The organism is Paenibacillus sp. J31P316, from assembly GCF_056269105.1.
In genome coordinates this window covers 1,113,585-1,134,869 of record NZ_JBWDNI010000002.1, presented here as the reverse complement: position 1 = coordinate 1,134,869, position 21,285 = coordinate 1,113,585, and the positions used below count along the sequence as shown (strand labels likewise).

Sequence of the window (21,285 nt, the reverse complement as noted above, 5' to 3'; positions counted from 1 at the left end):
ATTTAACTATACTAGACACAAGCCGCAAATCCTCGCGAAATTCTCGCGGGAGCATTTAAGAGGAAGCGGGGTATGGGAACGCAGCAGGAAGGTGAAGGCGCTGAATGCGGTTTATATCGACGTCCTGTTTCTGGTAAACCTGTTGCTCGATGGATCTAATTTGCTGCTGACCGGTTGGGTAAGGAGCATTCGCGCAAAATGGTGGCGGGTGCTGCTGGCGGCAGGGGTAGGTTCCCTGTACGCTGTCATGCTTGTTTTTCCGTCGTTGTCGTTTCTGTTCTCGATTTCCGTAAAGCTGTTATTGTCCATTGCGATGCTGCTCATCGCCTTCGGGTTTGGAAGCGTACAACATTTCCTTCGTTTGTTCGGCGCGTTTTACGGAGTGAATTTCGCTGCTGCCGGCGCGGTACTGGGCGTCCATTATTTGTTTATGAACAGTTCGAACCAGCTGTGGCGGACCGTCATCTACGTGAATGGCAAACCAAGCTTTATGCTGAGCACGACGATGATCTTCCTCGTGTGCGTCGTCGCTCTCGGCTATTATATGTACCGTTCGGTCATGACCCAGCGTCGGGAGCGGGATTTAGTCACGACCCATCTCGCGGAGGTGAAGGTGCGAATTGATAATCGGGAGTATAGCTGCACAGGCCTGATCGATACGGGGAACCAACTGTACGAACCGCTCACCCGAACGCCGGTTATGGTGATGGAGGCTTCCATTTGGCAGGATGTACTGCCGGCTTCCTGGATACGACATATTCGCGAGGCGAAGGTGGATCAGCTTCTGGCTGGCTTGACGGATGAGGAAGAAGAGCCCTTCCTATGGCGTGATCGGCTAAGGCTTGTGCCTTACCGGGGCGTGAACCGCGGTGCGCAGTTCATGCTGGCCATCAAACCGGATCTCGTTATCGTGAACCGGGAAGGGGAGGTATTCCAGGCAAGGAAAGTTCTGATCGGACTAGATGCTGGGAAGCTTGTCGCGGACGGGACGTACCGGGCGATTATCCATCCTTCGCTTCTTCAAGATCGAAGCGTCAAGATCGAAACCATTCAGAGTTCTTCAGGAAGGGATGGAGCGGCATGCTCGTCAAATGGAAATTAATCCTGCAGTTATATTATTATCGTGTTTTGTTTTTATTCGGCCTAAAGAGCGAGGAAATTTATTATATTGGCGGAAGCGAAGCGCTGCCTCCCCCGCTGACGCGCGAAGAAGAAGAATATTTGCTCGAGAAGCTGCCTTCCGGCGACTCGGCGATCCGGGCCATGCTCATCGAACGCAACCTTCGTCTTGTCGTGTACATCGCGCGCAAGTTCGAGAACACAGGCATTCACATCGAGGATCTGGTGTCCATCGGCGCAATCGGCCTCATCAAGGCCGTCAATACGTTTGATCCGGAGAAAAAGATCAAGCTGGCGACGTATGCCTCGCGATGCATCGAGAACGAAATCCTCATGTATCTCCGCCGGAACAGCAAGACGCGCACGGAAGTGTCCTTCGATGAACCGCTCAATATCGACTGGGACGGCAATGAGCTGCTGCTCTCGGACGTGCTCGGCACCGAGAACGATACGATCTATCGCAATATCGAGGAACAGGTCGACCGCAAGCTGCTGCATAAAGCGCTGGATAAGCTGACGGAGCGGGAGCGCATCATCATGGAGCTGCGTTTCGGCTTAGCCGACGGGGAAGAGAAGACGCAGAAGGATGTCGCCGATCTCCTCGGCATCTCGCAATCTTATATTTCGCGATTGGAGAAACGCATCATTAAGCGACTGCGCAAGGAGTTCAATAAAATGGTCTGAACGTGAAAAGCGCCTATCGGAAGCCTGCATCCTCTTCTTCGAGGACTGCGGGCTTTTTCGCGTAATTAGAAGATTCATCCAGTGACAGAGCCGCTCGAAATTGTTTATAATGCAATTTGTCGCTCTTGAGCGGACTCCTGATGAGAGCTTCCGCAACAGGGTATTCTACCACTAATGGCATACGATGGATAGCAGGAGGTAATTCAACTGATCGAGCTTTCAGACATAAGCAAATCCTACCGGACCGGTTCCGTATCCGTGGAAGCGATCAAACATATTGATTTAACGATTGCGAAGGGTGAAATCTTCGGCATTATCGGCCATTCCGGCGCCGGCAAGAGCACGCTGCTGCGCACGGTCAACCTGCTTGAGAGGCCCACGTCGGGGAGCGTGAAGGTTGGCGGCGTTGAGCTGACGAAGCTCTCTTCGTCCCAATTGCAGAAGGAACGCCGGCGGATCGGCATGATTTTTCAGCATTTCAACTTGCTCGCCATGGCAACCGTGCGCGAAAATATCGCGTTCCCGCTTCGCCTCGCCAAGCAGTCCAGAGCCGCGATTCAGACAAGGGTGAACGAGCTGCTGCAGCTTGTCGGTCTGGAGGCGCATGCGGACAAGTATCCCGCTCAATTGTCGGGCGGCCAGAAGCAGCGCGTCGGCATTGCCAGGGCGCTCGCCAGCAATCCGGACGTGCTGTTATGCGACGAAGCGACCTCGGCGCTCGATCCGCAAACGACCAATGCGATCTTGGGCTTGCTGCTCGATATTAACAAGAAGCTGGGCATTACCATTCTTCTGATTACGCATGAGATGCACGTTATCCGGTCGATCTGCGACCGCGTGGCGGTTATCGACGGCGGCGAAGTGGTGGAGATGGGCGACGTGTTGGACGTCTTCCTGCAGCCGCAGCATCCGACGACGAAGGATTTCGTCAGTCAGGTCGCGGATTCGTTCGATCCTCGGGAGCTGATCGCGTCCAGCAAAGGACGGCTGATGAAAATCAATTACGTCGGCGAAATCACGTATGAACCGCTGCTGTTCAATGCGGTCAGATCGACTTCGGTACAATTTGCGATCCTGCAAGGCACGGTGTCCCGCATGAAGAACACGCCTTACGGGCAGTTGGTCATCGAATTTATCGGCGAGGATCAAGAGATTAGGCAAGTCATCGCGAACTTGCGTGACAAAGGCTTGGAAGCAGGTGAACTGGCATGACGATGAACCTCTCGTTCGAGAACGTTCGCTGGTCGGAAGTGTGGCAAGCGTCCAAAGACACGCTTACGATGCTAGGTGCATCGCTGGTGATGACGATCGTCCTCGGCTTGCTGCTCGGCGTCGTATTGTTCCTGACCTCGCGGCGTCAACTGCTGGAACAGCCGATCGTTTACTTCCTGCTGTCCATCGTCGTGAACATTCTTCGTTCCGTGCCGTTCGTCATTCTTATGATCATGATCATGCCGATGACCAAAGCCATCACAGGTACGACGCTTGGCGTGCAGGGCACGATTCCGCCGCTTGTCGTGGCCGCGGCGCCGTTCTTCGCGCGGCTCGTCGAGACTTCGCTGCGCGAGGTGGACCGGGGCGTGATCGAAGCGGCGCAAGCCATGGGCGCATCCCGCTGGGATATCGTTCGGCGCGTCCTGCTGCTTGAGGCCAGGCCGGGCCTGCTCGCCGGCATCACGATTACGGCCGTTACGCTGGTATCCTATACGGCGTTGGCTGGCGTGATCGGAGGCGGCGGCTTGGGCGATTTAGCTTTGCGTTACGGGTATCAGCGGTTCCAGACGGATGTCATGATCGTAACCGTTGTCCTGCTTATTATTTTGGTTCAACTCCTGCAGATGGCCGGCGACTATTTGGTGCGTCGATTCAGCCGGAAGTAAGGTGGACATCATAGAGAGAAACGACAGATGGAGGCACAAACAACATGAGAAAAGTAAGTCTAGCTCTAGTAGCGTTCGTATTGATCGCGGTATTATCGGCTTGCGGAGCCAAGAACACGAATGAAGGCAATACGGCAGGCAATGATGCAGCCGGCGCCGTCAACAACGCGGGAACGCAAGAAATTACGCTGAAGGTCGGGGCTTCACCCGTTCCGCATGCGGAGATCTTGAACTTCATCAAGCCGGCACTGAAAGAAAAAGGCATCAACCTGGAAGTCGTGGAATTCAACGATTACGTACAACCGAATACGCAGCTGCACGAGAAGCAGCTGGATGCGAATTTCTTCCAGCATACGCCGTATCTGGATCAGTTCAACAAAGACAAAGGCTATGACCTGGTCAGCGTTGCCGGCGTGCATATCGAACCGTTCGGCGCCTATTCGAAGAAAGTGAAAAGCGTGGACGAGCTTAAGGAAGGCGCTAAAGTCGTCATCCCGAACGATCCGTCAAACGGCGGACGCGCGCTTGCGCTGATGGCTGCGAACGGCCTGATCAAGCTGAAGGACGGCGTCGGCGTAGCGGGTACGGTCCACGACATCACCGAGAATCCGAAGAAGCTCAAAATTACCGAGGTTGAAGCAGCGACGCTGCCTCGCGTATTGGACGAAGTCGATCTGGCGCTCATCAATACCAACTACGCGCTCGAAGCAGGCCTTGTGCCGACGAAGGACGCGCTCTTTATCGAGGGCAGCGACTCGCCTTACGTCAATATTCTCGTTGCCCGTCCGGACAACAAGGATTCCGAAAGCATCAAAGCATTGGCAGCAGCGCTGCAAACGCCGGAAGTGAAGAAATTTATCGAAGATAAATACAAAGGCGCCATTGTGCCTGCATTTAAATAAAGGCCATACAGGTAATCAAGACAGATCAAGACAGACACATCAATACACATCAAGACAGACAGATCAATACAGATCAAGACAGACAGATCAAGACAGAAAAACGCCGTCTTCCTTCGGGAGGGCGGTTTTTTAATGCCTTGGCAGCCATGGGCAACTAATGATCACGCATCGATTCTCGGAATTCGAGTTGACACTTGAGTGTATTATGGGTATAGTACACATATAGTGTATGAACTAATTAATACACACACCAAAATAAGGAAGAATAAGCGTCAGGGGTGAGGAACCATTGGAAGTCAAATTCAATAACCGCGACCCCGTCTATTTGCAGGTGGTCCGACACTTCAAGGAAGAAATCGCGACCGGGCGGATAGCGAAGGGGCAGGTTATTCCATCGCGCAGAGAGCTCGCGGGCACGCTGCAAATTAACCCCAATACGGCCCAAAAGGCGTATAAGGAAATGGAGGAACAAGGATTGATCGTTACTGAGGGCAATTCTCCGAGTCGGATAACGACGGACGAGCAGGTGCTGCAGTCCATTCGAGGCGAGCTGATCGCCGACGCCGTCGATGCATTCGTAGCCAGCATTCATAACATTCATGTCCCGGTGGACGAATTGCTTGCCATCGTGAAGCATCGGATCGAGGATAGTTACGCCAAACAAACCAAGGAGGAAGCGCGTCATGATTGAGGTGAAAAGCATTCGCAAAAAATACGGCCGCAAGTCAGTCTTGAAAGACGTGTCCTTCACGGCGGAGAAAGGGCAGATTACCTGTCTTATCGGCATCAACGGCGTCGGCAAGTCGACAGTGCTCAAAGCGATCATGGGCCTCACGCCCGTGACGGACGGTACGATTCTGATCGATGGGAAGCCGCTCTCGAGCAGCATCTATGAGCATATTACGTTCATCCCCGATGCGATCTCGATGCCGCCCGGGATGACCGTCGATGGCTGCATACAATTTATGAAAGATTACTATGCCAGCTGGAATCCGCAGCGTGCGGTCGAACTTGCAGGATTCTTCAAGCTGAACGGCTCGGACAAGGTAGGCGAGCTGTCCAAGGGCAACGCCGCGAAGCTTAATTTGCTGCTCGGCCTTGCGCTTGACGTCGACTACGTGTTGATGGATGAACCGTTCTCCGGCATCGACATGTTCAGCCGGGAACAGATCGCGTCCGTGTTTACGAGCCATCTGATCGAAGATCGCGGCGTTATTATTACGACGCATGAAATCAACGATATCGAGCATCTGATCGACAAAGTCATTTTGCTCGAGAACGGACTCGTCCGCAGGGAATTCGATACGGAGACCGTCCGTCAGGAAGAAGGAAAATCCGTCATGGACGTGATGAGAGAGGTGTATAACGGATGAACCGTTATTTGAAGCTTGTCCATTGGGAAATACAGCGTTTTTGGAAAATGCTTGCGGCTTTGATGCTCGTCACGGTCGTGCTGCAATGCGCCGGCATTATTTACGAAACTCATCAATATACGGGCCAAGTAGAAGATACGGTCCTAAGCACCAACAGCACGATTGCCGCCTTCGTACAGCAGAACGGCAAGCTTTCATTCGCCCAGGGCCTCGAGAGAGCGGGTCTGTCGTTCTTCGCGTCGATCGCGCTTTGCATCGGCGGGATGGCGCTCTACGTCTTCTTCATTTGGTACAAGGAATGGTTCGGGAAAAACATGTTCATCTATCGGCTGCTGATGATTCCTACGGCGAGGAGAAATATTTACTTCGCGAAACTTACGGCGATTCTATTATTCGTATTTAGCCTTATCGGGCTCCAAATCATACTGCTGCCGCTCGAGAACGGTTTGTACCTGCTTGCGGGCGGGGACGCGCTCTTCGAGTCAAGCAGTCTGTTCGACCTCATCGCCGGCAATCGAATCTTGATGTTTTTGATCCCGCCGACATTTACCGACTTCGTCATTTATTACGGCATCGGCGCCATCGTCGTCTTGATTTGCTTCACGGCGGTGCTTCTGGAGCGCAGCTACAAGCTGAAAGGCGTGCTGGCAGCGATCCTGTACTTGCCCGCGGTGGTGTTATTCATGATGGTTCCGCTCCTTATTCCCGGTAACGTGACGGAGACTTATTTATACCCGAGCGAGGCTTTAGCCATTGAAGTCGTGCTCGGAGCCGTCGTCGCCGCATTCACGGTATGGCTCGGCCTGCATTTGATTACGAAGAAGGTTACGGTATAGGAGGGGCATGCAGATGAAAAGGTATTGGTTGTCCATCGGGCTTTCGGTCTTTATTGCCGCAAGCTTAGGGACGTATTATATCGGAGCGGCGACGAGGGATTTGCCGGACTATCGGATTCAAACGATCTCAGGGGACAGCAAGGAAGCTGCGCCTCTGATCTTCGAAGGATCGGTAAGGAGAGACACGATATTCGACCAAGTCAAGGTTGGGGCGAATGGCACGGCGTACGAGAGCCAAAGTTCGGTCATCGCGAAAATGTCCGATTCGGACTATACCGACCGCAATCCGGAGCTGGCTGCGATCGTGAAGGAACACAGCGGTTTCATGCGCGGCAAGAAAAACTACAACGGAGTATACATGGATGAGCAACGGCTTGTATACGCGGTAGCGAAGTCGGATGGCAAGACGTCGGCCGACGGACTTCATCACTATTCGATTGCGGTGTCTTCGCTCGATCTGAAGACGGGCAAGGAGAAGAATTTCAAAGCCGTCATGCTTGGAAAGCAGCGTTATGCTTCCATGTACGTGAACGATGTCCAAGCCGGAGAAGACGGAATCAAGGTGCTGGTGCAGCTGGCCAAGAAGCCGGCAGCCAACAGCAATGGCTATTTCCGCGTAGAGTCAGAACTTCACGTCTTGACGATGGATCCCGATAAAGAGGGGATCTCGGACGACAAGACGATCGCAGCCGACACCGGCGTAGTCAACGGTAAATTGGAGCAGTACTATTACTTGTCGGGAGCGGAGCTTGCCTCGCCGTCGGAATATGCGGTTATTTCCAAGACGGTTCTGAAAGTCGGCAAAGATCAAGACGGCAACGAGACGGAGACCACGGTCAGCTCGGAGCTCTCCGCCTATGATTACGGAAGCGGGAAGCTCGCGCCGATTCCGGCTGCCTTGGCCGGAAGCAGAGAAGATTACAGGAGCGTATCGGGCGACTCGCTGATTACGATCACCATGAAAGGGAATGCGCTGAGCATCGGCAAGCTGGAGCTGGCGAAGGGCGAGGAAAGCTTGCGGACCGAAATTCCGCTGTCGGTGAAGAATGCGACGATAAATAATACGCAGCCTTTCATCTATCAAGACAAGCTGTATATCTACGCCCACGCCAATGCAGAGAACGAGATTCTTGTGGTCAGCCTGACGGATGGCAAGCTTCTCTATCGAGGTAAAGCGACGGTCGACGGAACCGCTGACGAGCAAAAGGAACGGCTCGCCGGCTTGAATATTTACAGTTTCTATTTCGCTTCTTAACCCTGCTAACCGCAAGCCTTCGGAAGATGCCGGAGGCTTGTTTTTTGTTCCGTTTTATGCTTATTCGGATAGGGAGCTTCTTCTTGTTTTCGGGGAATAAATTGGGGGGCCGGGGAGATACTGAACAATAATGTTTCTCCTTGGGAGGTAATCACGTTGACCCGAAATAAAGTCGAGATCTGTGGAGTGGATACCGCTAAACTGCCTGTCCTTACGAATGCCGAGATGCGCGAGCTCTTCACGGCATTGCAAACGCAAAATGAATGGGCAGCAAGAGAGAAATTAGTCAATGGCAACTTGAGGCTTGTGCTTAGCGTGATTCAACGGTTCAACAACCGCGGGGAATTCGTCGACGATCTCTTCCAAGTCGGCTGCATCGGCCTCATGAAAGCAATCGACAATTTCGATCTCAGCCAGAATGTGAAGTTTTCAACCTATGCGGTTCCGATGATTATCGGCGAGATTCGCCGCTACCTCCGGGATAACAACCCGATCCGCGTCTCGCGCAGTCTGCGGGATATCGCCTACAAGGCGCTCCAGGTAAGGGACAGCCTCACGAACAAAAATTCGCGAGAGCCGACGATTTTCGAAATTTCCGAAGCGCTGAACGTTCCGAAGGAGGATGTCGTCTTCGCGCTTGATGCCATTCAAGATCCGGTATCCTTGTTCGAGCCGATCTATCATGACGGCGGCGACCCCATCTACGTGATGGACCAAATCAGCGATGATAAGAATAAGGACGTCTCCTGGATCGAGGAAATCGCGCTCCGCGAAGCGATGCACAAGTTAAACGAACGCGAGAAAATGATCCTCTCCATGCGTTTCTTCGAAGGCAAGACGCAAATGGAAGTCGCCGACGAGATCGGCATTTCGCAGGCGCAGGTATCTCGGCTTGAGAAATCGGCCATCCAGCAAATGCAGAAACATGTCAAGACCTGAAAGGCCGCCTGACCGCGGCTATGAACGATTGCAATCAACCCTAACGGCGCCTAGCGCCGTTTTTTTTCATTTCATGGTCGTTCACGAGGATAGGCAACGCGATAATTCATGCCAAGCAGGACATTTTGCCCAATAGGCACATATACTGTTCATATAGGTCTGTTTGGAATCAGTCCTCCCGGAAGCGTGGTGAACGGTAAGATGAAAATATCCGATTTTCAAACGAAGGATGTCATTAATATCGTGGATGGCCGCAAGCTCGGGCAAGTGAGCGACCTCGAGCTCGATTTGCGGCAAGGACGGATCGACTCCATCGTCGTGCCGAGCTATTCCCGTTTCTTCGGCATGTTCGGCAGCGGCACGGATGTCGTAATTCCTTGGCGCAATATCGTCAAGATCGGCACGGACGTCGTGCTTGTCCGCATCGACGACGCGAAGGTGTACCGGGTGGAAGAGGACGACGTCGGCGTTCGTTAAGGCAACTCGAATGTATGGCCCTGCTTCGATCGGATGCTGACGAGCTCGCATGAAGCCGGGCCTCATGGTACACTAGGTGGCAGAGGTGAACCCGAATATGGAATCATTTAAACAGGAACTCGCAGCGAAGAAGCCTTCGCTTTTTTTATTGTCCCCATGGGTGGAGCGTTACCGCGGACTGACGGCCGGATTCACCGGCAGACATGGCGGCGTAAGCTCGTCTCCGTGGGCATCGCTTAACTGCGGCTTGCATGTGGGAGATGCGGACGAGGATGTGACCCTCAACCGCCGAATGATTGCCGAGGCGCTCGGTTGGCCGTTCGAAGCATGGACTTGCGCGGAGCAGGTGCATGGCGATCAAGTGCTTGCCGTCACGCCTGAAGACCGCGGCAAAGGAAGGGAAAGCCGAAATACCGTCGTCGGCGACGCCGATGCGATGATGACGAACGAACGGAACGTGCTGCTGACATCGTTCTATGCGGATTGCGTGCCGCTTTATTTCTTCGATCCGAAGAAAGGCGTCATCGCGCTCGCGCATGCGGGCTGGAAAGGGACGGTGCTCGAAATCGCCCGCAAAACGACCGAGGCCATGGCGGCCAGCTACGGCTCCGAACCGGCGGACATCCAAGCGGCCATAGGTCCTTCGATCGGATTATGCTGCTACGAAGTGAATGAAGTCGTGCTGGATCGGGTAATACCCCTCATCGGGCAAATGAATCTTCGGCAGGACGAGATCATCGTCCCGACCCTGGAAGGCAAAGCCAGGATAAACTTGAAAGAATTGAACCGACAGATTATGATAAAAGCAGGAATTTTGCCGAGTCGTATCGAATGTTCAGAGTGGTGTACCGGCTGCGCTACGGATTTGTTTTTCTCCCATCGGATGGAGGGCGGGGCGACAGGCAGGATGGTCAGCTGGATCGGCATGAGTGAAGGAGAATCGAAAGCGTGACTTTAGTACAGCGCATGGAAGCAGTTGAACGGCGTCTTGCGGAGGCTTGTGCCAGAAGCGGCCGGGACCGGTCGGACATCGGTCTCATCGCCGTGACGAAATACGTCGGCGTGGATCAGACGAAGTCCGTTTTGGAGCACGGCTTGACGAATTTAGGCGAGAACCGCTGGCAGGACGCGGGCAGCAAATGGAACGCGATTACCGGGAGCGAGTGGGACGCGAGCCGCGAGCACGCCCCGGCAGGACAAGCCGTCTGGCATTTTATCGGATCGCTTCAGACGAACAAGGTGAAGGACGTCATAGGGAAATTTACATATATTCATTCGCTTGACCGGTTATCGCTTGCGCAGGCGATCGAACGCAGAGCCGAGCAGCTCGGTATTGTCGTTCCTTGTTTCCTGCAAGTGAACGTATCCGGAGAAGAAAGCAAACACGGGCTCGAGCCGGAAGGACTTCTTCCGTTCGTGAAGGAGCTCTCCGCTTTCCGTCATATCAAGCCTGTCGGCTTGATGACGATGGCGCCGATCGACGCCGAGGGCGAGCAGTCGCGCCCCGTATTCCGCGGCTTGCGAGAATTGCGCGACGAGCTTAACGGCAAGGCCGTATTGACGGAGCCCGTAACGGAGCTGTCGATGGGCATGTCGGGGGATTTCGAAATCGCCGTCGAGGAAGGAGCCACTTGGCTCAGGCTTGGAACCGTTCTGGTAGGGAAGAGCTAGCTCTTGCGATAATCGCCATGTTCGGGAGGAAGGTCATTTTATACGAAAGAAGGCGAAAGTCATGATCAACAAGTTCATGAGTTTTCTCGGACTTCAGGAAGAAGAGGAAATCGTCGAGCGCGAACGCATCGATTCTTCGCATGACGATCAAGAAGTTGAAACTTCTCAGTTCGAAGCACGTAAACCTTCTTCGAAGGGGAATAATATCGTCAGCATTCATTCGCAGAAGAACGTTCGCGTCATCCTGAACGAGCCGCGCTCCTATGAAGAAGCGCAGGACATCGCGGATCATCTGCGCTCGCGCCGTTCGGTCGTCGTCAATTTGCAGCGCGTGCGCTCGGACCAGGCTGTGCGGATCGTCGATTTCCTGAGCGGAACGATTTATGCGCTGAACGGGGGCATTTCGAAGCTGGGTCCCAATATTTTTCTTTGCACGCCGGATACGGTCGAAATTCAAGGCGCGATTACGGAAATGCTGACAGAAGAGCAAGACTACAAAAAAATGAGGTGACCTTGAGTTGGATGTAGCAAATTTAATAATGAATTTATCCCAGATTTACCAGTATATGATTATCGCATACGTGCTGCTTTCATGGCTGCCCGGTCTGCGCGACAGCTTTATCGGAACTTGGCTTTCGAAGCTTGTCGAGCCGTATTTGGCTCCGTTTCGCCGATTCATACCTTCCATCGGCGGCGTCATCGACATTTCTCCGATCGTAGCCCTGTTCGCCCTGAGGTTCGTGGCTTACGGTCTGATCGCCGTCATAGAAATGTTCCTATGAAGAACGAACTCTACGTGCACTTTCATCCTGACGAGCGGCCTTTCGTGGACCGCGCGTCGGAGTGGGTTGACCGCGCCGCTTTTGCGCACGAGATGAAGCTGACGGATTTTCTGGATCCGAGACAAATCGAGATCGTCGTATCCCTCGCGAATCGCAATCCGGATGTCCAAGTGCGGCTGTTCGGAGGTTACGAGGGCGCGGAACGGATGAGAGCCATTCTGGCTCCGGATTACCGGGTGCTTGATGACGAGCCGGCGAACATCGCGTTAATCGAAGTGACCGGCGGTACGCAGGGTCATTTGCAGCTGGATCACGGGGATTACCTGGGGGCGCTGCTGGGGCTGGGTATCAAGCGGGATCGAGTCGGTGATCTGCACATCCACGATGATCGCTGCCATTGCCTCGTTGCTGCGGAAATCGCCGACTACATTAACATCCATTTGCGCCAAGTCCACCGCGTTCATGTCCTGACGGACATTCTTCCTCTGGAGCAGCTGCGTACCGCTGCATCGGCCATGGAAGAGATGAATTTGTCGGTGGCTTCTTTGCGTCTGGACGGGATTGCCAGCGACGTGCACCGTATCAGCCGCTCCAAAATCGTGGACCCGATCCGCGCCGGCAGATGCCGCGTGAATTGGAAGGTCGAAGAAGATCCCTCTGCATCGCTGAAGGAAGGCGACGTTGTCTCCATGCAGGGGCTAGGCCGCTTCAAGGTACTAGGGGTCGAAGGCATTACGAAAAAAGGAAGAATACGGGTCAAAATCGGCAAAATTATCTAGGACTTTGCAGGAATATGACTCCATCTGTCGAATCAAGAATGTATAATCGGGTAATCAGCCCTTGACACTCGTAAACATTCAGGAGGTGCGCCAATGCCGCTTACGCCATTGGACATACATAACAAGGAATTTGGCAGACGTCTTCGCGGGTACGATGAGGATGAAGTCAATGAGTTTCTCGACCAGGTCATCAAAGATTATGAGGCGCTGATTCGCGAGAACAAAGAGATTCAGAATCAGGCATTGGCTCTGCAAGAGAGATTGAACCACTTCTCGAATATCGAAGAGACGCTCAGCAAGACGATTATCGTCGCGCAGGAAGCGGCGGATGAGGTTCGCAGCAATGCGAAGAAAGAAGCGCAGTTGATCGTGAAGGAAGCCGAGAAGAACGCGGACCGGATCATCAACGATTCGCTGAACAAATCCCGTAAAGTCTCGCTGGAGGTCGAAGAGCTGAAGAAGCAGGCTGCGATCTACCGTGCGCGTTTCCGGACGCTCGTGGAGGCACAGCTGGAGCTCCTTAGCCTGGAGGGCTGGGATTCGCTGGAGGCTTCGCCTTCGCTTGCTAGCGAGAACGTCCGCGGCTCTTAATTTTCATTGGTTTTCGTTTGACAAAAGTGTTGGAATGACGTATAAATGGTAATAATCCATGTATACGATCATTTCGTTGACGAGAACGAGTACGCACTCGAATGTTCCCCAGAGAGCCGGTATTTGCTGAAAGCCGGCGTTCGGACGATTGCGGAATATCCTCTCTGAGATGCGATGCAGAACCTTGCGAAGCTTCGCAAGCAGTAAGCAGCGCCGGATTTCCCCCGTTACGCGGAACTCGGATGACAAGCAAGCATCCGTGACGAAGGTGCCAAGACGCGGCGTTGTGTTTCCCTTGATGATCAAGGAGCACTTTAGCGGTGGATTGGAACAAGGGTGGTATCGCGAGCCAAGTCTCGTCCCTTTATAGGGGCGGGGCTTTTTTTATTTTTCAGGACATGAAAGGGGTAGAGGTCATGCAGCGCATTGATGTCAAGGAAAAGGCAAGAAGCCGGGATCTGCGGGTATTGGGCAAATGGAAAGAGGAGAATACGTTCCAGCAATCCATCGATAGCAGAGAGGGCAAGCCGAACTTCGTCTTCTACGAGGGACCGCCGACGGCGAACGGCAAGCCGCATATCGGGCATGTGCTCGGACGGGTAATCAAGGATTTTATTGGCCGCTACAAAACGATGGACGGCTATCGCGTCGTTCGTAAAGCCGGATGGGATACGCACGGTCTTCCTGTCGAACTGGGCGTGGAGAAGCAGCTGGGGATCTCCGGCAAGCAGGAGATCGAGAATTACGGCGTTGAAGCGTTTATAACGAAATGCAAGAACAGCGTCTTCGAATACGAGCGTCAATGGCGCGAGCTGACGGAAGCGATCGGCTATTGGACGAACATGGATGATCCGTACATTACGTTGAACAACGACTATATCGAGAGCGTGTGGAACATCCTGTCCACGATCCACGGCAAAGGTTTGCTGTACCGCGGTCACCGGGTCAGCCCGTATTGCCCGAGCTGCCAAACGACGCTCAGCTCCCACGAGGTTGCGCAGGGCTACGAGGACGTCAAGGATCTCAGCGCAACGGTGAAATTCAAGCTGCAAGACAGCAATGAATACGTGCTCGCTTGGACGACGACGCCTTGGACGCTTCCTGCGAACGTCGCATTGGCCGTCAATCCGAACCTGACGTACGCGCGCGTGCTAAAGGATGGCGAAGTTTACATCGTTGCCGAAGCGCTGGTCGAGAGCGTAATGAAAGGTGACTTCGAGATCCAGTCCACGCTTAAAGGCTCGGAGCTGCTGAACCTGAAATACGAGCCGCCGTTCCGTTACGTCCCAGTGGAGAACGGTCACTTCATCATCCCGGGCGATTTCGTCAGCGACACGAGCGGTACGGGTATCGTTCATATCGCGCCGGCGCACGGGGACGACGACTATAAGGTTGCTCGTCAGAACAACGTCAGCTTCCTGAACGTGGTCGACAATGCCGGCCGTTATCTCGATGCGGTAACGGATCTTGCAGGTCGTTTCGTCAAGGAATGCGACGTGGATATCGTGAAAATGCTCAGCGAACGCGGCTTGCTCTTCTCGAAGGAACGCTATGAGCACAGCTATCCATTCTGCTGGCGATGCAAGACCCCGTTGATCTACTATGCGACGGACAGCTGGTTCATCGAGACGACCGCCGTCAAAGAGCAGCTGATCGCGAATAACAACGAGGTTGATTGGTACCCGGGCCATCTCCGCGAAGGCCGCTTCGGCAAGTTCCTGGAGGACCTCATCGATTGGAACATCAGCCGTAATCGCTATTGGGGCACGCCGCTCAACGTATGGATCTGCGACAAGTGCGGCGGGCAGCACGCGCCGGGCAGCCGGGCGGATCTTGCCGCGCGCTCGATCACGCCGATCTCGGAAAACATCGAACTGCACAAGCCCTATGTGGATGACGTGAAGCTTCACTGCCCGCATTGCGAAGGCGGCGTGATGACGCGCACCTCCGAGGTTATCGACGTATGGTTCGACAGCGGCTCCATGCCTTTCGCGCAGTACCATCAGCCGTTCGAGAAGCAGCAGACGTTTGCCGAGCAATATCCTGCGGATATCATTTGCGAAGGGATCGACCAGACTCGCGGCTGGTTCTTCAGTTTGCTGGCTGTATCGACGCTCTACAACGGCAAGGCTCCGTATAAAGCCGTCATCTCGACGGGCCATATTTTGGATGAGAACGGACAGAAGATGTCCAAGTCCAAAGGCAATGTCATCGACCCGTGGGAAATCATCGACGAGTACGGTACGGATGCATTCCGCTGGGCGCTTCTCGCGGACAGTGCGCCTTGGAACAGCAAGCGTTTCTCGCGCGGCATCGTAGGCGAAGCGAAGTCTAAAGTGATCGACACGATCGTGAATACGCATGCGTTCTTCGCGCTGTATGCCTCCATCGACGGCTATGACCCGGCTGCGCAACCTGCTCGCGTATCCACGGGCAAGCTTGACCGCTGGATCGTATCGCGATTGAACAGCCTTACGGTGAACGTCAACAAAAGCTTGGCCGTCTATGACTTCTTGAACGCTGCCAAAGCAATCGAGAGCTTCGTGGATGAACTGAGCAATTGGTACATCCGCCGTTCCCGCGACCGGTTCTGGGGAAGCGGTCTGACAGACGACAAGCTCGACGCTTATGGTACGCTTCGTTCGGTATTGCTGACATTGTCTCGTCTTATCGCGCCGTTCGCACCGATGCTGGCCGAAGATGTGTACGGCAATCTTGGCGGAGGCGGAAGCGTGCATCTAGCCGACTATCCGAAAGCCGACGAGTCGGCGATCGATGAGAAGCTGGAGCGGGACATGGAGACAGCGAGACAAATCGTCGAGCTCGCGCGCAACGTTCGCAACGAGACGGGCATCAAGACGCGCCAGCCGCTTGCGGAGCTGATCGTCGCTCTGGACAACGAGTTCGACTTGTCCCTGTACGAGGACATCATCAAGGACGAGATCAATGTCAAAACGATCACGATCGCAAGCGGGGACAGTGGCTTCGTCGACTTCGCGTTCAAGCTGAACCTGAAGATCGCGGGCAAGAAATACGGCAAACATGTGGGTCCGATCCAAGCCTACTTGAAGTCGCTGCTTCCGGATGAGACGAGCGACATCATGAAGGCGGGCGAGCTGTCCTACACCTCGCTGGAAGGCGAAAGCTTCGTAATCGTTATGGATGAGCTGCTCGTGGAGAAACAAGCGAAGTCCGGCTTTGCATCCGCATCGGGCTACCAACTGACGGTTGCGATCAATACGGATATTACGCCGGAGCTGGAGCAGGAAGGCCTGGTTCGCGAAGTGATCCGTGCCGTACAGGATACGCGCAAGAAGCTGGATCTGCCGATCGAGCAGCGCGTTCAGCTCTTCTTGGACGTCGATGCGGAGCTGCTTGCGGCACTCGAAGCATTCAAGGACGTGCTGTTCGAGAACGTGCTGCTGAGCAGCGTAGCTTACGGCAGCGCAGATAGCATGGAACGCGTATCGCTCGGAGACCGCGAGATTGGAATCGCAATTTCGGGGGCATAGTAATTTCATAGCAGCAAACGAACGAGCGCCCATGGCGGATCGGTCAAACGGCTTTTGCCGCTTGACCGGACGCTGCATGGGCTTCGTTTCGTTTGGAAAGCCAAGCAAATAAAGGACTGGATAGCTATGAAGACAGAAGAACACGAAGACATGGACAGCGTTCATACAACGCTTGTTGCGCTGGAGAAGAGATTGGAGAAGCTGACAGCTCAGATGGAGCGGACCCAAATCGCGGACTACGTGCAGCTGCTCAATCGGCCATTCTCGTTGATATGGCGGAACATACTTGGCGGATTGTCGCGCGGAATTGGAATCGCGATCGGGTTTACGATATTCGCATCCACCATTCTCTATGCGCTTCAGCTTCTTGGCGCGCTCAATTTACCTATAATCGGTGATTACATTGCGGATATCGTCAGGATCGTACAACATCAGCTGGAAGGAAAAACCTATTAAGTCCCTTAATCCCGTTCTAACAGGTGGTCCCCTTCATCATGCTCGAGATAGTCGTCGTAAGCTTGATTGCGCACGATATAACGATGACTTCCCGTGATATCGGTTGCCACGAAGCTCTCGAACGACTCCACGTACCCATCGGCTTCGTCCGCTTCAATGCCGACCTCATCGTAGGAGGTGACTTCCCGATTCTCGGACATCGCCGGCGAGTCGGAATTCCCCCAGCTTTCGACGATTTGCCAGGCATCCTCGCCATCGAAGCCGGTGTATCCGTCCTCGTTCTCGTCCAGGCTGGTGCGGCCGAAAGGCGGTTGCAAGAATGCTTCCTCGATGGGTCTGTGGTCAGACACCTCCTGTCGCGGCGAATGCGCTACGCAATAGAGGGCGTCCGGAAGCGCCTGAAGCCTGGCTGACGGAATCGGCTCGCCGCATGCGCGGCAGGTGCCGTAAGTTCCGTCTTCCATGGCGGCAAGCGCCGCGTTGATCCGGTTCAGATGAAGCTCTTCCTGCTCGTGAAGCGCGATATCCTTGCCGCGTTCGTACGTTTCGGTTGCCGCGTCGGCGGGATGGTTGTCGTAAGCGGACAAATCGCCGGATTGATCTCGCAGCGAGGCATCGAGCCCATAATGCTCGCTGCTCGCAAGACGCTGCTCGGCCGCCGCCTTTTCCACGATCAGCTGGCTGCGGAGATTGCGAAGCTGTGCATTCGTCAGATTCGTCATCGGTGAGTAACCTTCTTTCATGGGAGCGGATTGTCATTCATGCTGCCGTTAGCTTTTGCATCCGAGGCGGATTTTAGCGGCGGACAATCATGGATGCACTGGCAGGAAGAAGCGGAATTGCGCTGGTCGAATGTCGATGAGATATGCTACAATGTGGGGGATAAGGGGGCATATGCCGTGAAATTTTATTATTATTGGCTGGCTGTTTTCGTGCTTGTAATCGACTTTGTGAGTAAAAAGTGGGTCGAACATAGCTTGGCGATTTTTGAGACGAAGCGTGTGCTTGGCGATTTCTTTATCATTACCTCCATACGAAACAAAGGTGCGGCATTCAGCATTTTGCAGGAGAAACGAACGTTGTTCCTGATCATCACGCTGCTCGTCGTCGCCGGAATCGTCTGGTATCTGGTGAAAAACCGCAATTCCGGTAAAGTGCTGCTGCTGTCTGGGCTCGGCCTTGTGCTTGGCGGCGCGGTGGGCAACTTTATCGATCGTTTACTGTATGGGCAAGTCGTTGATTTTCTGCAATTTACATTTGGCAGCTATGTATTCCCGGTATTCAATTTGGCGGACTCCGGCATTTGCGTCGGCGTCGGCATGATTTTGCTGGATGCGCTGTTGACATCCAAAAACGAGAACGGAGATTCAAATTCAAATGGACAAGAACGAAATGGATCCGAAGGACATCAGATTATCCAGTGAGGATATGGAACCCATCGTCTTTGCGGTGGAGGACGAGCATGTCGGCGAAAGGCTGGACAAATACGTCACCGAATGCATGGAAGACGGCGCGGACGGCTTGCATGAGCAGTCTGCGGAGCATGCTAGCAGCGTTTCCCGTACGCAAGTACAGGATTGGATCAAGAACGGCGCCGTTCTCGTGAACGGCCGCGAGGTCAAATCGAATTACAAGCTAACCGTGGCCGACGTGGTCACGGTTATTGTGCCGGAACCGGAAGAAGCCCATATCGAGCCTCAGGCGATTCCGCTCGATATCGTGTACGAAGACAGCGACGTGATCGTCGTTAACAAGCCGCGCGGCATGGTCGTTCATCCCGCACCGGGACATTATTCGGGAACGATCGTGAATGCGCTGATGCATCACTGCACCGATCTCTCCGGCATTAACGGCGTTCTTCGCCCGGGCATCGTACACCGTATCGACAAGGATACGTCGGGTCTGATCATGGCCGCGAAGAACGACTTGGCGCATGCGTCGCTCGCTGCCCAGTTGAAGGCCCACACGGTCACGCGCAAATATATGGCGCTCGTGCACGGCAACATGCCGCATGAGAACGGAACCGTAGACGCGCCGATCGGGCGGGACCCGAAGGAACGGAAGCAATATACGGTCATTCACAAAGGCAGCAAGGAAGCGGTCACTCACTTCCAAGTGGTCGAGCGATTCGGCGATTATACGCTGCTGGAACTGCAGCTGGAAACCGGCCGGACGCATCAAATCCGCGTCCATATGAAGTATATCGACCATCCGCTCGCCGGAGATCCCATCTATGGCCGTAACAAAACGATCGGACTTAAGGGACAAGCGCTGCATGCGGCAGTGCTGGGCTTCGTGCATCCCCGCAGCGGCGAGTATATGGAGTTCCAAGCGCCGATTCCGGCGGATATGGAGCATGAGCTGATGGTACTGCGGCAGCGGTAAGCAAGTAGTGTAGGTAGTGGCCGGAGAGTCTAAATGGAGTTGGAAAAGCGTTAGCATATGCTCACGAAGCTGGCGAATGCTGCATTCCCCGACTCTGTCGGTGAAAGCAAACCAATCGCCTCTAGCGGTCGCCTTTGTAGTCTGATTTCTACATATGGTCACTTAGATAATCAGGAAATCATAACTACAACAGCGATTGGAAACCCATTTTGACCGGAGGCCATGACTTTTCTATCCATGTCCAGATACGGAATAGTGCAAACTTTTCACCAAATTCTTTATATGGCGGCTCCCTGCGGTGCGCTATGATGGTACCATACGATAAACTCCGAATCGAAGGGTGAGATTACGCGAAATGACGCAAATTAACCATCATTATACGCAGCTGCAGGGAAGTTACCTCTTCTCCGAAATCGCAAAGCGCCGTACGAAATTCATTCAAGACAACCCAAATGCTCAAATCATCAGTCTTGGTATCGGTGATGTAACGCGAGGATTACCGGACGCCATCACGAAAGCGATGCACGAGGCCGTTGACGAGCTCACGAATCCAACGACGTTCCGCGGCTACGGCCCGGAGCAAGGATACGACTTCCTGATCAATGAAATCATCAACAACGATTACAAAGCGCGCGGCATCGACATCGCGACGAACGAAGTATTCGTCAGCGACGGTTCCAAATGCGATATCGGCAACATTCAAGAAATTTTCAGCCAGGACGCGGTCGTTGCCGTTCAAGATCCGGTATACCCCGTCTATGTGGACACGAACGTTATGGCTGGCCGTTCCGGCAATTTCAATAAAGAAACGAATCAGTACGAGAACATCGTATACCTGAAGTGCGACGCGTCGAATAACTTCACGCCAAGCCTTCCGGAGCGCAAGGTCGATCTGATCTACCTCTGCTACCCGAACAACCCGACGGGCATGACGCTGACCAAAGCGGAATTGAAGGTTTGGGTCGACTTCGCGAAAGCGAACAACTGCATCATCCTGTACGATTCCGCATACGAGGCGTTCATCCAGGAAGCGGACGTACCGCGCTCCATCTATGAAATCGAAGGCGCGAAAGAAGTCGCCATCGAATTCCGCAGCTTCTCGAAGACAGCCGGCTTCACGGGCGTTCGCTGCGCCTACACGGTCGTTCCCCGCGAATTGAAAGCGAAGGACGCGGACGGCAACGTCGTACTTGTGAACGATCTGTGGAACCGCCGCCATACGACGAAATTCAATGGTGTCTCTTACGTAACGCAGCGCGGTGCAGCAGCGATCTATACGCCGGAAGGCAAAGCACAGATCAATGCCATCATCGATTACTACATGACGAATGCGGGCATTATCCGCGACGGTCTTGCATCGCTCGGCTTGGACATATTCGGCGGCGTGAACGCGCCTTATATTTGGCTGAAGACGCCAAACGGTTTTGATTCCTGGGCATTCTTCGACAAACTGTTGTCGGAAGCGAATATTGTCGGAACACCGGGCGTCGGCTTCGGTCAAGCCGGCCAAGGCTACTTCCGCCTAACGGCGTTCGGCAGCCGGGAAAATACGGAAAAAGCGGTAGAACGCATCACGAAATTGAGCCTGTAGTCAAAAGAGCATTGACATCATTTGTCGAATGTGACATAATTCTTTTGATAAAC

General features: G+C 53.9%; 23 protein-coding genes and 1 other annotated feature. Of the genes, 22 read left to right on the top strand and 1 reads right to left on the bottom strand.

The genetic code is table 11. From position 1 onward, the window contains the following. Window positions 1-91 precede the first annotated feature (91 nt). The 19 genes from spoIIGA (at window position 92) to AC0YNU_RS10650 (ending at window position 17,256) form a co-directional block, all read left to right on the top strand. Window positions 92-1,102 carry a sigma-E processing peptidase SpoIIGA gene (spoIIGA, locus tag AC0YNU_RS10740; protein ID WP_475756023.1) on the top strand — a complete coding sequence of 337 codons (1,011 nt, stop codon included), beginning with the start codon at window positions 92-94 and terminating at the stop codon, window positions 1,100-1,102. After that, the gene (sigE, locus tag AC0YNU_RS10735; RefSeq protein WP_090638315.1) at window positions 1,081-1,803 is read left to right on the top strand and encodes an RNA polymerase sporulation sigma factor SigE; all 723 of its coding nucleotides are present in this window, start codon (window positions 1,081-1,083) and stop codon (window positions 1,801-1,803) included. The genes spoIIGA and sigE overlap by 22 nt, the downstream gene beginning before the upstream one ends. A gap of 207 nt (window positions 1,804-2,010) precedes the next feature. Further along, window positions 2,011-3,015, top strand: coding sequence for a methionine ABC transporter ATP-binding protein (locus AC0YNU_RS10730; protein ID WP_475756273.1), 1,005 nt, complete (start codon window positions 2,011-2,013; stop codon window positions 3,013-3,015). A gap of 2 nt (window positions 3,016-3,017) precedes the next feature. Continuing rightward, on the top strand, window positions 3,018-3,683 hold the full coding sequence (locus tag AC0YNU_RS10725) for a methionine ABC transporter permease (RefSeq protein WP_475756270.1): 666 nt from the start codon (window positions 3,018-3,020) through the stop codon (window positions 3,681-3,683). Between the two features lie 44 nt (window positions 3,684-3,727). Then, complete coding sequence (locus AC0YNU_RS10720; protein ID WP_475756021.1) at window positions 3,728-4,585, top strand: MetQ/NlpA family ABC transporter substrate-binding protein; 858 nt, start codon at window positions 3,728-3,730, stop codon at window positions 4,583-4,585. A 289-nt stretch (window positions 4,586-4,874) separates the two neighbouring features. Continuing rightward, on the top strand, window positions 4,875-5,276 hold the full coding sequence (locus AC0YNU_RS10715; protein ID WP_475756019.1) for a GntR family transcriptional regulator: 402 nt from the start codon (window positions 4,875-4,877) through the stop codon (window positions 5,274-5,276). Continuing rightward, on the top strand, window positions 5,269-5,958 hold the full coding sequence (locus AC0YNU_RS10710; RefSeq protein WP_475756017.1) for an ATP-binding cassette domain-containing protein: 690 nt from the start codon (window positions 5,269-5,271) through the stop codon (window positions 5,956-5,958). The genes AC0YNU_RS10715 and AC0YNU_RS10710 overlap by 8 nt, the downstream gene beginning before the upstream one ends. Then, window positions 5,955-6,794, top strand: coding sequence for a hypothetical protein (locus tag AC0YNU_RS10705; RefSeq protein WP_475756015.1), 840 nt, complete (start codon window positions 5,955-5,957; stop codon window positions 6,792-6,794). Before AC0YNU_RS10710 ends, AC0YNU_RS10705 begins: the two co-directional genes overlap by 4 nt. Before the next feature lie 13 nt (window positions 6,795-6,807). Then, window positions 6,808-8,049 (top strand): hypothetical protein, encoded by a 1,242-nt coding sequence (locus AC0YNU_RS10700; RefSeq protein WP_475756013.1) that lies wholly within the window; start codon window positions 6,808-6,810, stop codon window positions 8,047-8,049. Window positions 8,050-8,205: 156 nt separating this feature from the next. After that, window positions 8,206-8,988 carry an RNA polymerase sporulation sigma factor SigG gene (gene sigG / locus AC0YNU_RS10695; RefSeq protein ID WP_090573745.1) on the top strand — a complete coding sequence of 261 codons (783 nt, stop codon included), beginning with the start codon at window positions 8,206-8,208 and terminating at the stop codon, window positions 8,986-8,988. A 201-nt stretch (window positions 8,989-9,189) separates the two neighbouring features. Continuing rightward, complete coding sequence (locus tag AC0YNU_RS10690) at window positions 9,190-9,465, top strand: YlmC/YmxH family sporulation protein (protein ID WP_475756010.1); 276 nt, start codon at window positions 9,190-9,192, stop codon at window positions 9,463-9,465. Between the two features lie 97 nt (window positions 9,466-9,562). Next, on the top strand, window positions 9,563-10,417 hold the full coding sequence (gene pgeF / locus AC0YNU_RS10685; RefSeq protein WP_475756008.1) for a peptidoglycan editing factor PgeF: 855 nt from the start codon (window positions 9,563-9,565) through the stop codon (window positions 10,415-10,417). Beyond that, the gene (locus AC0YNU_RS10680) at window positions 10,414-11,136 is read left to right on the top strand and encodes a YggS family pyridoxal phosphate-dependent enzyme (protein WP_475756006.1); all 723 of its coding nucleotides are present in this window, start codon (window positions 10,414-10,416) and stop codon (window positions 11,134-11,136) included. The genes pgeF and AC0YNU_RS10680 overlap by 4 nt, the downstream gene beginning before the upstream one ends. 61 nt (window positions 11,137-11,197) lie before the next feature. Further along, the gene (locus AC0YNU_RS10675) at window positions 11,198-11,647 is read left to right on the top strand and encodes a cell division protein SepF (protein ID WP_475756004.1); all 450 of its coding nucleotides are present in this window, start codon (window positions 11,198-11,200) and stop codon (window positions 11,645-11,647) included. A 28-nt stretch (window positions 11,648-11,675) separates the two neighbouring features. Next, complete coding sequence (locus tag AC0YNU_RS10670) at window positions 11,676-11,918, top strand: YggT family protein (RefSeq protein ID WP_475756002.1); 243 nt, start codon at window positions 11,676-11,678, stop codon at window positions 11,916-11,918. Next, complete coding sequence (locus AC0YNU_RS10665; RefSeq protein ID WP_475756000.1) at window positions 11,915-12,697, top strand: YlmH family RNA-binding protein; 783 nt, start codon at window positions 11,915-11,917, stop codon at window positions 12,695-12,697. Before AC0YNU_RS10670 ends, AC0YNU_RS10665 begins: the two co-directional genes overlap by 4 nt. 93 nt (window positions 12,698-12,790) lie before the next feature. Continuing rightward, window positions 12,791-13,288 carry a DivIVA domain-containing protein gene (locus AC0YNU_RS10660; protein WP_475755998.1) on the top strand — a complete coding sequence of 166 codons (498 nt, stop codon included), beginning with the start codon at window positions 12,791-12,793 and terminating at the stop codon, window positions 13,286-13,288. A gap of 67 nt (window positions 13,289-13,355) precedes the next feature. Next, window positions 13,356-13,655, top strand: a binding site (T-box leader). 49 nt (window positions 13,656-13,704) lie between these two features. After that, window positions 13,705-16,800: an isoleucine--tRNA ligase gene (gene ileS, locus AC0YNU_RS10655; RefSeq protein WP_475755996.1), complete on the top strand. Its 3,096-nt coding sequence runs from the start codon at window positions 13,705-13,707 to the stop codon at window positions 16,798-16,800. A 150-nt stretch (window positions 16,801-16,950) separates the two neighbouring features. After that, window positions 16,951-17,256 (top strand): DUF5665 domain-containing protein, encoded by a 306-nt coding sequence (locus AC0YNU_RS10650; RefSeq protein ID WP_475756268.1) that lies wholly within the window; start codon window positions 16,951-16,953, stop codon window positions 17,254-17,256. Window positions 17,257-17,261: 5 nt separating this feature from the next. Here AC0YNU_RS10650 and AC0YNU_RS10645 read toward each other — a convergent pair whose 3' ends face one another. Beyond that, a complete protein-coding gene (locus tag AC0YNU_RS10645) occupies window positions 17,262-17,978 on the bottom strand; it encodes a TraR/DksA C4-type zinc finger protein (protein WP_475755994.1) in 717 nt (238 codons plus the stop codon). A gap of 39 nt (window positions 17,979-18,017) precedes the next feature. Between AC0YNU_RS10645 and lspA the strand changes: the two genes are divergently transcribed. From lspA to AC0YNU_RS10630, 3 genes are all read left to right on the top strand, one after another. Beyond that, the gene (gene lspA, locus AC0YNU_RS10640; RefSeq protein ID WP_475755992.1) at window positions 18,018-18,680 is read left to right on the top strand and encodes a signal peptidase II; all 663 of its coding nucleotides are present in this window, start codon (window positions 18,018-18,020) and stop codon (window positions 18,678-18,680) included. Further along, entirely contained in the window at window positions 18,634-19,641 is a 1,008-nt protein-coding gene (locus AC0YNU_RS10635; protein WP_475755990.1) for an RluA family pseudouridine synthase, read from the top strand. The genes lspA and AC0YNU_RS10635 overlap by 47 nt, the downstream gene beginning before the upstream one ends. Before the next feature lie 355 nt (window positions 19,642-19,996). After that, window positions 19,997-21,232 carry an LL-diaminopimelate aminotransferase gene (locus AC0YNU_RS10630; protein WP_475755988.1) on the top strand — a complete coding sequence of 412 codons (1,236 nt, stop codon included), beginning with the start codon at window positions 19,997-19,999 and terminating at the stop codon, window positions 21,230-21,232. Window positions 21,233-21,285 lie beyond the last annotated feature (53 nt).

Excerpts from the sequence above, each read along its gene's own strand:
- sigE (WP_090638315.1), top strand. The coding sequence starts at position 1,081 with ATGCTCGTCAAATGGAAATTAATCCTGCAGTTATATTATTATCGTGTT.
- AC0YNU_RS10725 (WP_475756270.1), top strand. The coding sequence starts at position 3,018 with ATGAACCTCTCGTTCGAGAACGTTCGCTGGTCGGAAGTGTGGCAAGCG.
- AC0YNU_RS10720 (WP_475756021.1), top strand. The coding sequence starts at position 3,728 with ATGAGAAAAGTAAGTCTAGCTCTAGTAGCGTTCGTATTGATCGCGGTA.
- AC0YNU_RS10710 (WP_475756017.1), top strand. The coding sequence starts at position 5,269 with ATGATTGAGGTGAAAAGCATTCGCAAAAAATACGGCCGCAAGTCAGTC.
- AC0YNU_RS10705 (WP_475756015.1), top strand. The coding sequence starts at position 5,955 with ATGAACCGTTATTTGAAGCTTGTCCATTGGGAAATACAGCGTTTTTGG.
- AC0YNU_RS10700 (WP_475756013.1), top strand. The coding sequence starts at position 6,808 with ATGAAAAGGTATTGGTTGTCCATCGGGCTTTCGGTCTTTATTGCCGCA.
- AC0YNU_RS10690 (WP_475756010.1), top strand. The coding sequence starts at position 9,190 with ATGAAAATATCCGATTTTCAAACGAAGGATGTCATTAATATCGTGGAT.
- pgeF (WP_475756008.1), top strand. The coding sequence starts at position 9,563 with ATGGAATCATTTAAACAGGAACTCGCAGCGAAGAAGCCTTCGCTTTTT.
- AC0YNU_RS10675 (WP_475756004.1), top strand. The coding sequence starts at position 11,198 with ATGATCAACAAGTTCATGAGTTTTCTCGGACTTCAGGAAGAAGAGGAA.
- AC0YNU_RS10670 (WP_475756002.1), top strand. The coding sequence starts at position 11,676 with ATGAATTTATCCCAGATTTACCAGTATATGATTATCGCATACGTGCTG.
- AC0YNU_RS10665 (WP_475756000.1), top strand. The coding sequence starts at position 11,915 with ATGAAGAACGAACTCTACGTGCACTTTCATCCTGACGAGCGGCCTTTC.
- AC0YNU_RS10660 (WP_475755998.1), top strand. The coding sequence starts at position 12,791 with ATGCCGCTTACGCCATTGGACATACATAACAAGGAATTTGGCAGACGT.
- ileS (WP_475755996.1), top strand. The coding sequence starts at position 13,705 with ATGCAGCGCATTGATGTCAAGGAAAAGGCAAGAAGCCGGGATCTGCGG.
- AC0YNU_RS10650 (WP_475756268.1), top strand. The coding sequence starts at position 16,951 with ATGGACAGCGTTCATACAACGCTTGTTGCGCTGGAGAAGAGATTGGAG.
- AC0YNU_RS10645 (WP_475755994.1), bottom strand. The coding sequence starts at position 17,978 with ATGACGAATCTGACGAATGCACAGCTTCGCAATCTCCGCAGCCAGCTG.
- lspA (WP_475755992.1), top strand. The coding sequence starts at position 18,018 with ATGCTGCCGTTAGCTTTTGCATCCGAGGCGGATTTTAGCGGCGGACAA.
- AC0YNU_RS10635 (WP_475755990.1), top strand. The coding sequence starts at position 18,634 with ATGGACAAGAACGAAATGGATCCGAAGGACATCAGATTATCCAGTGAG.
- AC0YNU_RS10630 (WP_475755988.1), top strand. The coding sequence starts at position 19,997 with ATGACGCAAATTAACCATCATTATACGCAGCTGCAGGGAAGTTACCTC.